This is a genomic window from Sphingomonas populi, from assembly GCF_004208535.1.
Lineage (GTDB): Bacteria > Pseudomonadota > Alphaproteobacteria > Sphingomonadales > Sphingomonadaceae > Sphingomonas > Sphingomonas populi.
In genome coordinates this window covers 1-12,231 of sequence record NZ_SGIS01000016.1, presented here as the reverse complement: position 1 = coordinate 12,231, position 12,231 = coordinate 1, and the positions used below count along the sequence as shown (strand labels likewise).

Genomic DNA, 12,231 nt, shown 5'->3' with positions numbered 1-12,231 from the left:
CTTGCCACATTACATAGCGGCCCCGGCCCCATAATCCCTTGGCGCCGGGGCGACGATCAGAACCTGGAGTTACCACCATGCGCGCCGAAGCGCAGGCACATATCGATTCGATCAAGGACTCGCTCGCGCTGCTCCGCCGTTTTCTCGACTGGGACCGTGCGCTTCGGCGGCTCGACGAACTCAACGCGCGCGTCGAAGACCCGACGTTGTGGAACGACGCCAAGGCGGCGCAGGATGTGATGCGCGAGCGGCGGCGGCTCGACGAGGCGATCGGCGCGACGCGGGCGATCGAAAGCGAGCTGAGCGACACCGCCGAACTGATCGAGATGGCCGAGGCCGAAGGCGACACCGAGATGGAGAACGAGGGCGTCGCCGCGCTCGCCACTCTCTCGAAACGCGCCGCCGAGGATAAGGTCAAGGCGCTCCTCGCCGGCGAGGCTGATGGCAACGACACCTATGTCGAGGTCAATGCCGGCGCGGGCGGCACCGAGAGCCAGGATTGGGCAGGCATGCTCCAGCGCATGTATTCGCGCTGGGCGGAGCGTCACGGCCTCAAGGTCGAACTGGTCGATCACCATTCGGGCGAGCAGGCCGGCATCAAATCGGCGACGTTGCTGCTCAAGGGCGAGAATGCCTATGGCTATGCCAAGACCGAGAGCGGCGTTCACCGCCTCGTCCGCATCAGCCCCTATGACAGTGCCGCGCGTCGCCACACCTCGTTCGCGAGTGTGTGGGTCTATCCGGTGATCGACGACAATATCGACGTGCAATATAACGAAAGCGATCTGCGCATCGATACGTACCGCGCGTCAGGCGCCGGCGGCCAGCACATCAACACGACCGATTCGGCGGTGCGGATCACGCACATTCCGACCGGCATCGTCGTGCAGTGCCAGAACCAGCGATCGCAGCACAAGAACAAGGCAGAGGCGTACAACCAACTCCGCGCCAAGCTCTACGAACGCGAATTGCAGATCCGCGAGGCGGCGGCCAGCGCGGAGAACGCCAGCAAGACCGATATCGGCTGGGGCCACCAGATCCGCTCCTACGTGTTGCAGCCCTATCAGTTGGTGAAGGATTTGCGCACCGGCGTTACCTCGACCAGCCCGTCCGACGTGCTGGACGGCGATCTCGACGCCTTCATGGCCGCCGCGCTGTCGCAGCGCGTGACCGGCGAGACGGTCGAGGTGGAGGACGTCGACTGATCATGGCATGGGGGCACCTCAGGGGTTCGTCGTTGGCGCTGCTGGCGCTCGCCGCTTGCGCCCCCACGGCAACGCAACAGGCCGAAGGCCCCTTCCCCGCCGCCGACCGCCCGGTCGCGCGGATCGTTTCGCCGCGCTGGTCCACCGAGCAGGATCGTGACAGCCGCGACGAAGCACAGCAGGTCATGGCGAAAGCCGGCATCAAGCGCGGCATGACCGTCGCCGATCTCGGCGCGGGCGAGGGCTATTACACGATCCGCCTCGCCGCGCACGTCGGCAAGGAGGGTCGCGTGCTGGCCGAGGATATCGTCGCCAGCATCCACGATGCGCTGGCGGAACGCGTCGCGCGCGACCGGCTCGACAATGTCAGCGTGCGGCTCGGTACGCCCGCCGATCCGAAGCTGCCGGCGAACAGCTTCGACCGCGTCCTGATGATCCACATGTATCATGAAATCGGCCAACCCTACGAATTCCTGTGGCGGATGCGCCCGTCGCTCAAGCCCGACGGCCTTGTCGTGGTGGTCGATGCCGATCGCCCGACCCAGCGCCACGGCACACCGCCCGCGTTGCTGAAATGCGAGTTCGCCGCTGTCGGCTACACGCAGGTCGCTCGGCAGGACATGCCATCGGCCGGCGGCTATCTTGCTACGTTCAAAGCGGTGGGTCGACGACCGGAACCGTCGACGATCAAGGCCTGCGTGAACCGATAAGGCCCCCAGTCGACCACATATCGGCGAACACCCTACCCGCGATCATAGCAACCCGATGCGCCGGAAACTCGCTGTCTCGCGCCCTGCGAGTACGAGATGGTCGATCAGCCGCACACCCACCCCGTCCAGCGCCCGCGCCAGCCGTCGCGTAAGAGCGCGGTCGCCCTCGCTGGGCGTCGGGTCGCCGCTGGGGTGGTTGTGCGCCATCACCACACCTGCCGCGTCGAAGGTCAATGCATCCGCGACGATGATGCGGATCGGCACCTCGACCGTGTGCGGCTCGTTCGAGGGCCGGGTACGGACCCCGAGCAGCCGCCATTCGGGATCGACATACGCGAACATGGCGACCTCGATCGCGAGATCGCGGATCGGCGCGAACAGCGCGATCGCGACATGCTCGGCATCCAGTTTGCGGAAGGGCGCGCCGGGCGGCGGGATGGGGATCGGTGATAGCTCCACCCCGCAATGATGACGCGTTCAGCGATGCCTGGAAGGACACCCCTCCATTTCGGGCCATTCATATCGGCGGTGACGCGCGAGGCGGCGCGCGCTAGACCCGCGCGCATGCAGCAATATCTCGATCTGATGAGGCGAGTCCTCGATACCGGCGCGGAGCAGATGGACCGCACCGGCACCGGCACGCTCTCGGTGTTCGGGCACCAGATGCGCTTCGATCTCGCGCAGGGCTTCCCTGTGCTGACCACGAAGAAGCTACACCTGCGCTCGATCATCGTTGAGCTGTTGTGGTTCCTGCGCGGCGACACCAACGTCCAGTGGCTGCGCGACCGCAAGGTGAGCATCTGGGACGAATGGGCCGACGAAAACGGTGATCTCGGCCCGGTTTACGGCAAGCAATGGCGCGACTGGGCGACTGCGGACGGGCACCACATCGACCAGATCGCCGAGCTGATCGAGCAGATCAAGACCAACCCGGCCTCGCGTCGCCAGATCGTCACCGCCTGGAATCCGGGTGACCTGCACGCGATGGCGCTGGCGCCGTGCCACTGCCTCTTCCAGACCTATGTCGCGAACGGACGGCTATCGCTCCAGCTCTACCAGCGCTCGGCCGATATCTTCCTTGGCGTGCCGTTCAACATCGCCAGTTACGCGTTGCTGACGCACCTGATCGCGCAGCAATGCGGGCTGGAGCCGGGCGAGTTCATCTGGACCGGCGGCGACTGCCACCTCTATTCCAACCATCTCGATCAGGCGCGTGAGCAGCTTTCCCGCACGCCGGGGCCGTTGCCACGGCTGGAGATCCGGCGGCGGGCCGATTCGATCGATGGCTATGAGTATGAGGATTTCGTACTTCACGATTACATTGCGCAGCCGCATATCAAGGCGGCGGTGGCGGTGTGATTACGCTCGTTTTCGCCCACGCGGAGAATGGCGTCATCGGCAGCGACGGCAAACTGCCCTGGCATCTCCCCGCCGACCTGAAGCGGTTCAAGGCGCTGACGCTGGGCAAACCGATGATCATGGGCCGCAAGACGTTCGAGAGCTTCCCGGCGCCCCTGCCGGGCCGCCGCCATATCCTGCTGACGCGCGACGCGGACTGGTCGGCGGCGGGAGCGGAGGTCGCGCACACGGTCGAGGCTGCGCTCGCGCTCGCCGGCGGCGACGTTTCGGTGATCGGTGGAGCTGAGGTTTTTCGGCTGTTCGAGGATCGCGCCGACTGCGCCGAAGTCACGACGATTTGGCGCGAATATGAGGGCGACGCCCAATTCACGCTCGATGCCGGCAGATGGCAGGAATTGGCGCGCGAGGATCATGCCGCCGAAGGCGAACGCCCGGCTTACAGTTTCTTCACGCTCACACCACGCCGCTGACGCAATGCCTGCGCAACCCCACTGGCGCGCGCTGTCCCGCGCCCCTATAGCCCGCCGACATGGAGCGGCTTGACGGCAGCTCGGTGCTGCCTGCGGCTTTGCGCGGCGGTATCGTTGCGCTTGGGAATTTCGACGGGTTCCATCTGGGGCACCAGGCCGTGGTCGGCCGAGCGATCGCGCGCGCGCGTGCCGAGGGGCGGCCCGCTTTGGTCGCGACGTTCGATCCGCATCCGGTGCGCTACTTCAAGCCCGATGCCGCGCCCTTCCGGCTCACCACGCTCGACCAGCGCGAGCGGCTGTTCGCGGAAGCCGGCGCCGACGCGATGATCGTCTTCCGCTTCGACGCAGCGCTCGCCGCGCTGAGCGCGCAAGCGTTTGTCGAGCAGCGGCTGATCGCGGCGATCGGCCTGGGCGGCGCGGTGACGGGCCAAGACTTCACCTTCGGCAAGGCCCGCAGCGGCAATATCGGCGTGCTGACCGAACTCGGCCGGCGCCACGGCTTCTCGGTCGAGTCGGTCGCGCCAGTGACACTCGACGACGAGCCGGTCTCATCAAGCCGCATCCGCGCGGCGCTGACCAGCGGATATCCACGCGGCGCGGCGCGGCTGCTCACCCGCCCGTTCACGATCGAGGGCGAGGTGATGCACGGCGCGAAGCTGGGCCGGACGATCGGCTTTCCCACCGCGAATCTCGACATGGGCACATATCTGCGGCCGACCTACGGCATCTATGCGGTGCGCGGCCGCCTTCCCGATGGGCGTGTGCTCAGCGGCGCGGCGAACCTCGGCGTGCGACCGAGCTTCGATCCGCCCAAGGAATTGCTCGAACCGCATTTCTTTGACTTTGCCGGCGACCTCTACGGACAGACGATCGCGGTCGAGCTCATCGAGTTTCTTCGCGCAGAGGCCAAGTACGACACGCTCGACGCGCTCACAGACGCGATCGCAGCGGATTGCGACCGGGCGCGGGTGGTGCTCGCGGGCGGGTAATCCGGTTTGTTTTGCCAGCCATGAAACCCGTGCGCCGCGCGAACGTTTCGCCTCCGCACTGATCCTTCTGGTGCCGTCATGCCGTAACCAGGCTGCGACATCACCGGCGGGGCAAGCCTCACGACAAGGAGACGCATCATGACGACTCGTTCCGGTTCCGCACGTTACGAAGGCTTTGGCAAAGACGGCCAGGGCCATGTCTCGACCCAGTCGGGCGTTCTTTCCGATTCGCCGTACAGCTTCACCACGCGCTTCGGCGAGGAACCCGGCACCAACCCGGAAGAACTGATCGCCGCCGCGCACGCGAGTTGCTTCACCATGGCGCTCAGCTTCGCGCTGGCGCAGGCCGGGTATAGCGCGGGAACGCTCGAGACGACCGCCAAGGTGACGGTTGTGCAGGCTGACGGCGGCTTCAAGATCACCCGTTCGGACCTCGCGTTGACCGCCACGATCGACGGCATCGAACCCGGCCAGTTCGAGAGCATCGCTGCTGACGCCAAGGCCAATTGCCCGGTTTCCAAGCTTCTCAATGCCGAGATCACGCTGACGCACACGCTCAACGGCTGACCCTCTCCATCGACGTTGCGTGATCGGAAGGGTGTCTTCCGTTCACGCAACCTCTGCTCGGTGCCGGGGGTTCTGGGTCCATCGCACGAAAAGGATATCGATATGCGCAGGCTGATACTCGCCGCCGTCGCGGCTATGACGCTGGTCCCCGCCATCCCCGCCACCGCGCAGGATCGCCATTGGGACAATGGCCGTCCGGGCCACGACGATCGCGACAGGCGCGGCCCCGATGGTCGTGGCCCTGATGGGCGCGGTCCTGACGGGCGCGGTCCCGCTGGCCGTGGCCCTGACGGACGTGGTCCGAATGGCCGCGATCATGATCGTGCCGACTGGCGCGGCAATGGGCGTGGCCCCGGTCGCGACTGGCGCCAGTATCGCGGTTACGATTATAACCGCCCCGAACCCGGCCAGCGCGCCTATTACGCTGACCGCTATTATCGCGACGGCAGCTATTACCAGCCGCGCCGGCTCGGCCGCTATGACCGCATCTATCGCGGCGGCAACGGCCGCTATTATTGCCGCCGCTCGGATGGCACCACCGGCTTGATCGTCGGCGGGCTTGCCGGCGGATTGCTCGGCAACGCGCTATCGAATGGCCGGTCGAGCACGCTAGGCACATTGCTCGGCGTCGCTGGCGGTGCGGCGCTTGGCACGTCGATTGATCGCGGCCAGGTGACCTGCCGCTGAGCGGAGCGACCTGACGAACACGCGAAAGGCCCGGTGAGCGATCACCGGGCTTTTTGTTTCAGAACAGCCCGCCGCCGATCATCAGCCGAAGCGCGCAGAACACGATCAACACGATATTGAGATTGCGCCCGGATCGGTGCGAGGACAGCATTCCCAGCACCACGCCGAACAGGGCCAGCGGGATCAGCAGCCAGTTGAACCAGCCGAAAAACGGGATGAACCCGATGATCGCCCCGAAAAAGACGAGCACGCCGACGAATATGGAAAGCAGGTTGAGCATAAGCGGCAGGATGACTTTGCCTGCACCGTAACGCAAGCGCGCCGCACCTGGTTAACGGCGATTTCGGCAATTAACCGCGTTCCCGCGTTCCGCCTTAACCGAAAATACGTCATGCGCGCGCATTGTCCGCCCGAATGGAAATGGGAGCGCCTGGAATGCCTGATAACCGGCTGATCGCCTTACTCGCGCTTGCGCTGGCGACCGCAGGCTGCGGCGCGCGCAACACCGAGCAGAGCAATCTCGATTCGCTCGACAACCAGCTCGCCGATGCCGGTAGCGGCAATGGCCGCGATCCGGCGATGATGGCGGCGCTGCACGATCAGATCATGGTCGATCCCGCGCTCGCGCAGCAAGCCAATGACAATGCCGTGCGTCCGCCTGCCCAGCCGTATTCGGGCGCGGTCCCGGCCGATACCGTCACCGCCGCCGCGAGCACCGCCGCCACCGGCGCTGGTGCCGGCACCAGCGAGACGCTCAAATCCGCACCAGCCCCCAAGGCCGACGGATCGTGCCCGCAATGCGAGGCGGCGCGCCAGTCGCTGACGCTCGGCGCGCTGGCGTCGCGCCAGAAGGACAAGCGCACCGCGAATTGCGCGGGCGAGATGCATTATTCGGCGAGCTGGGCGACGCGACTCCCGAGCGACCTGCCACTTTACCCGGATGCCCGCGTCAGCGAGGCAGCCGGCGCCTCCGAAAACGGCTGCGCGCTCCGCGCCGTCAGCTTCGCGACTGCGGCGTCGCTTCAGACCGTGATCGACTGGTATTACACGCGCGCATCGGGCGCGGGCTTCGCCGCCGAGCATGAAGCCGACGGCAGCCAGCATGTGCTGGGCGGCACGCGCGGGCGCGATGGCGCAGCTTTCGCGCTGTTCCTCACCACGCGCCGCGATGGCGGGACGGACGTCGATCTGGTGGCAAACAACGGAAGCTGACGCGGCTCACGCCTAAGCACAGGTTCTCTTTCGCGCCGAACCGCGCTAACGGGCGGCATGACACACTTTTTTCTGGTCTTTACGCGCGGCGCGATCGGCACCGTCGAGCGGCGGCATGTTGGCCGCTTGATGACGGCGCTGTTCGGGGTGAGCTTTCGCTTTGATACGCTGGCCGCCACTGTGATCGGCGGCCTGTCTTTCGTACGAGCCGTGGCATGAGCGAGACCCCGCGAACCGAAGGCGATGTCCGCAGCTTCCGCGTCGAGGCCGACGACGACGGCATCCGGCTCGATCGCTGGTTCAAGCGCCATCTGCCCGACACGAGCTTCACCACCGTCGCGAAATGGGCGCGCACCGGCCAGCTTCGCGTCGATGGCGCGCGCGCGACGCCGGGCGACCGCATCGTGCCGGGCCAGACGATCCGCGTGCCGCCGGCCGAGCCGGTCCGCGCCGACGCACCGCAGAAGCGCGAACGCGTCGCACTCAGCGAGGACGAGATCGCCTTCGCGCGCGAACTCGTCATCCACCGCGATGCGCAGGCGATCGTCCTCAACAAGCCGCCCGGTCTCGCCACGCAGGGCGGCACCAAGACGACCGAGCATGTCGATGGGCTGCTCGACGCCTATCAGGACGATTACGATGGGCGCCCCAAGCTCGTCCACCGGCTCGACAAGGATACCAGCGGCGCGTTGCTGATCGCGCGGACCAGCCGCGCGGCGGCGTTCTTCTCGAAGTCGTTCTCATCGCGCACCGCCAAGAAAATCTACTGGGCGCTCGTCGTGGGCGTGCCCTCGATCGAGGACGGCATGATCGAGCTGCCGATCGCCAAGCAACCCGGCTCGGGTGGCGAGAAGATGCACGTCGATGAGGCCGAAGGCGCTCCCGCCCGCACGCGCTACCGCGTGATCGAACTCGCCGGCACCACTTGCGCGTGGGTCGAGCTGATCCCCTACACCGGGCGCACGCATCAGTTGCGGGTGCATATGGCGGCGATCGGCCATCCGATCGTCGGCGACGGCAAATACGGCGGACAGGCTGCGTTCCTCACCGGCAGCATCAGCCGCAAGATGCACCTCCATTCGCGCAACCTTCGCATCGACCATCCCGATGGCGGCGTGATCGACGTCAAGGCCGAACTGCCGCGCCACTTCGCCGAAAGCCTCAAGCATTTCGGGTTCGAGGAGATGCTCGGCGACAACATGCCGCTCGACACGCCCCCGCCCCCTAGCAAGGCGGTGAAGAAACAGCAGGCCAAGCAACACGCCAAGACGATGCGCAAGGACCGCAAGGGCGAACGCCGGCGGCGCGGTGCCCCGGACAAATGAGCGCGCTATACCTTGACGATCTCACCCCCGGCGATGCCTGGACCGGCGCGCCGATCGCGGTGGAAGAAGCGGATGTGGTGCGGTTCGCGCGCGAATTCGACGCGCAACCGATGCATATCGACCCGCAAGCGGCCGCCATCGGCCGGTTCGGCGGGCTGATCGCCAGTGGCTGGCATGTCGCCGCGCTGGTGATGCGCGATTTCATCGCCAACAATCCGTTCGGCGACACGCCGCTGCTCGGCATCGGGGTGGACGAACTGCGCTGGCTGAAGCCGGTGCGGCCGGGCGACACGCTGATCGCGCGGCGCGAGATCGTCGCGGTACGGCGCTCCGCCAGCAAGCCGCAGCTTGGCACGGTGACGATGCGGACGACCGTGACCGATCAGCAGGGCGACATGGTTATGAGCATGATCAACCTGATGCAGTTCCCCACGCGGCCGATGTGATGCACCCCGCGTCCGCTTTCCGCTGGGAAGACCGCGAGGCGATGCGCGCGCTCGTCACTGAGCGCGGCTTCGGCACGCTGTTCGTGGCGACGCCGGATGGACCACGCGTCGCGCATGTGCCGGTGGTATGGCTCGGCGAGGCGACGCTTGGCCTGCATCTGGCGCGCGGAAATGGCATCGTGCGTCATCTCGACGGCGCGACCGCTGTCTTCGTCGTGCAAGGGCCGGACGGGTATATCAGCCCCGACTGGTACGGGCTGGGCGCGGATCAGGTGCCGACCTGGAACTATGTCGCGATCGAACTCGAGGGGCGGATGCGGCGCATGGAGCAGGATGCTTTGGTGGCCCAGGTTGACGCGATTTCCGCCGAACAGGAGGCACGGCTCGCGCCGAAAGCGCCGTGGACGCGGAATAAGATGGACGGCGCACTGTTCGACCGCATGACGCGGGGGATCGTCGGTTTCACGCTTGAGGTGCAGGCGTGGCGCGGCACGCGGAAACTCGGGCAGAACAAGCCCGAAGCGGCACGACTGGCGGCGGCGGAGGGTGCGGAGGCGTCCGGTCGGCGCGGCATCGCGGATTGGATGCGCAGCGTATGAACCGGCTCGCTCTGTTCGACTGCGACGGCACGCTGGTCGATAGCCAGGCGAATATCTGCCGCGCGGTCGAGGATACCTTCACGCTGCACCAGCTCGACGTGCCGGAGCGCGATGCGATCCGGCGGATCGTCGGGCTCAGCCTCGTCGAAGCGATGCAGGCGCTGCTTCCCGACGCCGATGCCGCGCAACACCAAGCGCTCGCCGCCGAATACAAGGCACGGTTCTTCGCAATGCGCAGCACCGGCGCGCTTGCCGACGAGCCGCTGTTCGACGGGATCGCCGATGTACTCGACCAGCTTGAGGCGGACGGCTGGCTGTTCGGCGTCGCGACCGGCAAGTCGGATCGCGGCCTCGCGCATGTTCTCGCCGCGCACGGGCTGACCGCGCGCTTCATCACGCTCCAGACCGCTGATCGCCACCCTTCCAAGCCGCACCCTTCGATGATCGAACAGGCGATGGCGGATGCCGGCGCGTCGCCCGAAACGACGGTGATGATCGGCGATACCAGCTATGACATGCTGATGGCGCGCGCTGCCGGCACGCGCGCGCTCGGCGTCGGCTGGGGCTATCATCCCCCACATGAACTGCATGCGGCGGGCGCGCATGCGGTTGCGACCGAAGTGCCCGCACTGGTTGGGCTGATGGCAACATGAACGACGACGCGAAACACTGGTCGATCATCGTCGGCGCGCGGCTGGCGGCGACGGCCGGCGCAGTGCTCGGGCTGATCCTGATCGCGCGCACTGATGCACTGGTTCCCAAGATCATCGGCACGGCGCTGGTGTTGTCAGCGCTCTTCATGATGGCGGTGGTGCCGCGCGCGCTTGCGCGCCGCTGGCGGACGCCGCCCGAATGAAGCGTTTCTGGAAAGTCGTGACGGTCGATGCCGAACGCGGCATCCGGCTCGACGGCAAGCCGCTGCGCACGCCCGGTCGCGTACCACTGCTGTTACCTACCCAAGCACTGGCCGAGGCGGTTGCCGACGAATGGCGCGCGTGTGGCGAGACGGTCGATCCGGGCGCGATGCCGCTGACCGGACTCGGCAACGCGGCGATCGATCGCATCGCCGGCGATCCGATGCTGTTCGCCGCCGGTCTCGCGGCGTACGGCGAAAGCGACCTGCTCTGCTACCGCGCCGACGATCCCGAGGAACTGGCCGGGCGGCAGACGGCGGCGTGGGAGCCGCTGCTCGATTGGGCGCGCCACCGCTACGATGTGCATTTCGAGGTCGTCACCGGCATCATGCATCGCGCGCAGCCGCCCGCGACGCTGGCGCGGCTGGGTGAAGCGGTGGCGGCGCGTGGTGCGTTCGAACTGGCGGCGCTGTCGCCGATCGTGACGATCAGTGGCTCGCTGATCGCGGCTCTCGCGCTGATCGAAGGCGCGGCGAGCGCGGAAGACGTGTGGACGGCAGCGATCGTCGACGAAGAGTTCCAGGCCGATCGCTGGGGCCGCGACCCGCTCGCCGAAGGCGCGCGCGCGGTGCGGCGCCGCGATTTCGACGCGGGCGTTCGGCTGCTCGACCTTCTCCGTCTGGCGTAATCAGCGCAACAGCTTGCGGATGAACCCGATGATGCCGGTCTGGCGCGACCGCTTGAGCCGTTCGGCCGCGAGGATCGTCTTCACGCAGGCGAAGCATTCCTCGACGTCATCGTTGACCAGCACATAATCGTAACCGTCCCAGTGGCTCACCTCGTTGGCGGCGCGGGCCATGCGGGCGTCGATCACCGCCATCGAGTCGGTCGCGCGGCGTTCCAGCCGTTCGCGCAGGATCTCCATCGAGGGCGGCAGGATGAAGATGCGGACGATATCGCCGCCGGCGAGCTGGTGGAGCTGCTGCGCGCCCTGCCAGTCGATGTCGAACAGGATGTCGCGGCCCTTGCCCAGTTCGCTCCAGACCTGCGACTTGGGCGTGCCGTAGCGGTGGTCGAAGACGTGCGCCCATTCGAGAAATTCGTGATTCGCGACCATCTCGCGGAAGCGTTCGAGATCGACGAAATGGTAATCGACGCCATCGACCTCGCCAGGGCGCATCGGCCGCGTGGTGTACGAGACCGACATGTGCAGCTCGGTCTCGGCGGCGAGCAGCTTGCGCGCGATCGTCGATTTGCCCGCGCCCGACGGCGAGGACAGGACGAACAGCACGCCACGGCGCTTGAAGCCGTGCGGGTCGGCGGGGTTGTATACGCTCATCGCGCGCTACTGGCGCGCCCGGCCCTGCCCCGTCAACCCGCCAAGACGGTTTACGCTTGCGGTTCCGACGTGCCGAACGCGGCATCCTTGAGCTTGCCGATGCCGCGCAGCACCAGCCAGCCGGTCGCGAAGGTCAGCGCGAGCGGGATCGCCGCGCGCACGACGGTCGCCACGATGGCACCCTCGATCGCGCCATCGACGGTGCTGTCCTCGCCGTCCGAACCATCGATGGCGGCGCCGATCGCTGCGCCGATAAGGGTGGTGAAGTTCATATGAGTCTCCTTGTTCGAGCGCTCAAAGCGCGAGGGTGAAGGTTGTTCCTTACGTCTCCCCTCCCTGGAAGCAGGGCTATCGCATTTGAGCGAGGAGAGAAGAGAGATAGTCGTCGTGCCATCCGGCGTGTTTAAATTTTCTGCGGATGGAGAGTTTTCGGGTGTCGTGCTGGAGCAAATTGAGGGCGAGGCGTCGT

At 66.6% G+C, this 12,231-nt stretch carries 19 protein-coding genes; 15 read left to right on the top strand and 4 right to left on the bottom strand.

Annotated features, from left to right (window positions below; all coding sequences use genetic code 11):
• Positions 1–77: 77 nt before the first annotated feature.
• Both prfB and EWE75_RS11700 read left to right on the top strand, forming a co-directional pair.
• Positions 78–1,205: a peptide chain release factor 2 gene (gene prfB, locus EWE75_RS11705; RefSeq protein WP_130157623.1), complete on the top strand. Its 1,128-nt coding sequence runs from the start codon at positions 78–80 to the stop codon at positions 1,203–1,205.
• Positions 1,206–1,207: 2 nt separating this feature from the next.
• Positions 1,208–1,915 carry a methyltransferase domain-containing protein gene (locus tag EWE75_RS11700; RefSeq protein ID WP_130157621.1) on the top strand — a complete coding sequence of 236 codons (708 nt, stop codon included), beginning with the start codon at positions 1,208–1,210 and terminating at the stop codon, positions 1,913–1,915.
• Between the two features lie 42 nt (positions 1,916–1,957).
• On the opposite strand, the gene EWE75_RS11695 is transcribed toward EWE75_RS11700, so the two are convergent.
• On the bottom strand, positions 1,958–2,374 hold the full coding sequence (locus EWE75_RS11695) for a JAB domain-containing protein (protein WP_231708322.1): 417 nt from the start codon (positions 2,372–2,374) through the stop codon (positions 1,958–1,960).
• A gap of 105 nt (positions 2,375–2,479) precedes the next feature.
• On the opposite strand from EWE75_RS11695, the gene EWE75_RS11690 reads away from it, so the two are divergent.
• The 5 genes from EWE75_RS11690 to EWE75_RS11670 all read left to right on the top strand — a co-directional run bounded on the left by EWE75_RS11690 (position 2,480) and on the right by EWE75_RS11670 (position 5,987).
• Positions 2,480–3,274 carry a thymidylate synthase gene (locus tag EWE75_RS11690; RefSeq protein ID WP_130157806.1) on the top strand — a complete coding sequence of 265 codons (795 nt, stop codon included), beginning with the start codon at positions 2,480–2,482 and terminating at the stop codon, positions 3,272–3,274.
• Positions 3,271–3,744, top strand: a complete 474-nt coding sequence (locus tag EWE75_RS11685; protein ID WP_130157619.1) for a dihydrofolate reductase — start codon at positions 3,271–3,273, stop codon at positions 3,742–3,744. Before EWE75_RS11690 ends, EWE75_RS11685 begins: the two co-directional genes overlap by 4 nt.
• Positions 3,745–3,803: 59 nt before the next feature.
• Complete coding sequence (locus EWE75_RS11680; protein WP_130157617.1) at positions 3,804–4,733, top strand: bifunctional riboflavin kinase/FAD synthetase; 930 nt, start codon at positions 3,804–3,806, stop codon at positions 4,731–4,733.
• Positions 4,734–4,871: 138 nt separating this feature from the next.
• Positions 4,872–5,300, top strand: a complete 429-nt coding sequence (locus EWE75_RS11675; protein WP_130157615.1) for an OsmC family protein — start codon at positions 4,872–4,874, stop codon at positions 5,298–5,300.
• Between the two features lie 102 nt (positions 5,301–5,402).
• On the top strand, positions 5,403–5,987 hold the full coding sequence (locus tag EWE75_RS11670) for a glycine zipper 2TM domain-containing protein (RefSeq protein WP_130157613.1): 585 nt from the start codon (positions 5,403–5,405) through the stop codon (positions 5,985–5,987).
• A gap of 58 nt (positions 5,988–6,045) precedes the next feature.
• Here the strand turns inward: EWE75_RS11670 and EWE75_RS11665 are convergent, their stop codons facing one another.
• Entirely contained in the window at positions 6,046–6,303 is a 258-nt protein-coding gene (locus tag EWE75_RS11665) for a hypothetical protein (protein WP_231708321.1), read from the bottom strand.
• A gap of 119 nt (positions 6,304–6,422) precedes the next feature.
• Between EWE75_RS11665 and EWE75_RS26070 the strand changes: the two genes are divergently transcribed.
• The 8 genes from EWE75_RS26070 to EWE75_RS11630 are packed head-to-tail and all read left to right on the top strand — an operon-like array spanning position 6,423 to position 11,111.
• Positions 6,423–7,199: a hypothetical protein gene (locus EWE75_RS26070; RefSeq protein WP_130157611.1), complete on the top strand. Its 777-nt coding sequence runs from the start codon at positions 6,423–6,425 to the stop codon at positions 7,197–7,199.
• A 57-nt stretch (positions 7,200–7,256) separates the two neighbouring features.
• Positions 7,257–7,418: a hypothetical protein gene (locus EWE75_RS25030; RefSeq protein WP_165388356.1), complete on the top strand. Its 162-nt coding sequence runs from the start codon at positions 7,257–7,259 to the stop codon at positions 7,416–7,418.
• Complete coding sequence (locus EWE75_RS11655; protein WP_130157609.1) at positions 7,415–8,524, top strand: RluA family pseudouridine synthase; 1,110 nt, start codon at positions 7,415–7,417, stop codon at positions 8,522–8,524. The genes EWE75_RS25030 and EWE75_RS11655 overlap by 4 nt, the downstream gene beginning before the upstream one ends.
• A complete protein-coding gene (locus EWE75_RS11650; RefSeq protein WP_130157607.1) occupies positions 8,521–8,970 on the top strand; it encodes a MaoC family dehydratase in 450 nt (149 codons plus the stop codon). The genes EWE75_RS11655 and EWE75_RS11650 overlap by 4 nt, the downstream gene beginning before the upstream one ends.
• Positions 8,970–9,569, top strand: a complete 600-nt coding sequence (locus EWE75_RS11645) for an FMN-binding negative transcriptional regulator (RefSeq protein WP_130157801.1) — start codon at positions 8,970–8,972, stop codon at positions 9,567–9,569. Before EWE75_RS11650 ends, EWE75_RS11645 begins: the two co-directional genes overlap by 1 nt.
• Complete coding sequence (locus tag EWE75_RS11640) at positions 9,566–10,222, top strand: HAD-IA family hydrolase (protein ID WP_130157605.1); 657 nt, start codon at positions 9,566–9,568, stop codon at positions 10,220–10,222. The genes EWE75_RS11645 and EWE75_RS11640 overlap by 4 nt, the downstream gene beginning before the upstream one ends.
• Positions 10,219–10,425: a hypothetical protein gene (locus tag EWE75_RS11635; RefSeq protein WP_130157603.1), complete on the top strand. Its 207-nt coding sequence runs from the start codon at positions 10,219–10,221 to the stop codon at positions 10,423–10,425. The genes EWE75_RS11640 and EWE75_RS11635 overlap by 4 nt, the downstream gene beginning before the upstream one ends.
• On the top strand, positions 10,422–11,111 hold the full coding sequence (locus tag EWE75_RS11630; protein ID WP_130157601.1) for an ATP12 family chaperone protein: 690 nt from the start codon (positions 10,422–10,424) through the stop codon (positions 11,109–11,111). The genes EWE75_RS11635 and EWE75_RS11630 overlap by 4 nt, the downstream gene beginning before the upstream one ends.
• On the opposite strand, the gene gmk is transcribed toward EWE75_RS11630, so the two are convergent.
• Both gmk and EWE75_RS11620 read right to left on the bottom strand, forming a co-directional pair.
• The gene (gmk, locus tag EWE75_RS11625) at positions 11,112–11,762 is read right to left on the bottom strand and encodes a guanylate kinase (RefSeq protein ID WP_130157599.1); all 651 of its coding nucleotides are present in this window, start codon (positions 11,760–11,762) and stop codon (positions 11,112–11,114) included.
• A gap of 50 nt (positions 11,763–11,812) precedes the next feature.
• Positions 11,813–12,034 (bottom strand): hypothetical protein, encoded by a 222-nt coding sequence (locus EWE75_RS11620; RefSeq protein ID WP_130157597.1) that lies wholly within the window; start codon positions 12,032–12,034, stop codon positions 11,813–11,815.
• Positions 12,035–12,231: the final 197 nt, after the last annotated feature.

Coding starts and splice junctions, on each gene's coding strand:
- prfB (WP_130157623.1), top strand. CDS start 78: ATGCGCGCCGAAGCGCAGGCACATATCGATTCGATCAAGGACTCGCTC.
- EWE75_RS11700 (WP_130157621.1), top strand. CDS start 1,208: ATGGCATGGGGGCACCTCAGGGGTTCGTCGTTGGCGCTGCTGGCGCTC.
- EWE75_RS11690 (WP_130157806.1), top strand. CDS start 2,480: ATGCAGCAATATCTCGATCTGATGAGGCGAGTCCTCGATACCGGCGCG.
- EWE75_RS11680 (WP_130157617.1), top strand. CDS start 3,804: ATGGAGCGGCTTGACGGCAGCTCGGTGCTGCCTGCGGCTTTGCGCGGC.
- EWE75_RS11675 (WP_130157615.1), top strand. CDS start 4,872: ATGACGACTCGTTCCGGTTCCGCACGTTACGAAGGCTTTGGCAAAGAC.
- EWE75_RS11670 (WP_130157613.1), top strand. CDS start 5,403: ATGCGCAGGCTGATACTCGCCGCCGTCGCGGCTATGACGCTGGTCCCC.
- EWE75_RS26070 (WP_130157611.1), top strand. CDS start 6,423: ATGCCTGATAACCGGCTGATCGCCTTACTCGCGCTTGCGCTGGCGACC.
- EWE75_RS25030 (WP_165388356.1), top strand. CDS start 7,257: ATGACACACTTTTTTCTGGTCTTTACGCGCGGCGCGATCGGCACCGTC.
- EWE75_RS11655 (WP_130157609.1), top strand. CDS start 7,415: ATGAGCGAGACCCCGCGAACCGAAGGCGATGTCCGCAGCTTCCGCGTC.
- EWE75_RS11650 (WP_130157607.1), top strand. CDS start 8,521: ATGAGCGCGCTATACCTTGACGATCTCACCCCCGGCGATGCCTGGACC.
- EWE75_RS11645 (WP_130157801.1), top strand. CDS start 8,970: ATGCACCCCGCGTCCGCTTTCCGCTGGGAAGACCGCGAGGCGATGCGC.
- EWE75_RS11640 (WP_130157605.1), top strand. CDS start 9,566: ATGAACCGGCTCGCTCTGTTCGACTGCGACGGCACGCTGGTCGATAGC.
- EWE75_RS11635 (WP_130157603.1), top strand. CDS start 10,219: ATGAACGACGACGCGAAACACTGGTCGATCATCGTCGGCGCGCGGCTG.
- EWE75_RS11630 (WP_130157601.1), top strand. CDS start 10,422: ATGAAGCGTTTCTGGAAAGTCGTGACGGTCGATGCCGAACGCGGCATC.
- gmk (WP_130157599.1), bottom strand. CDS start 11,762: ATGAGCGTATACAACCCCGCCGACCCGCACGGCTTCAAGCGCCGTGGC.
- EWE75_RS11620 (WP_130157597.1), bottom strand. CDS start 12,034: ATGAACTTCACCACCCTTATCGGCGCAGCGATCGGCGCCGCCATCGAT.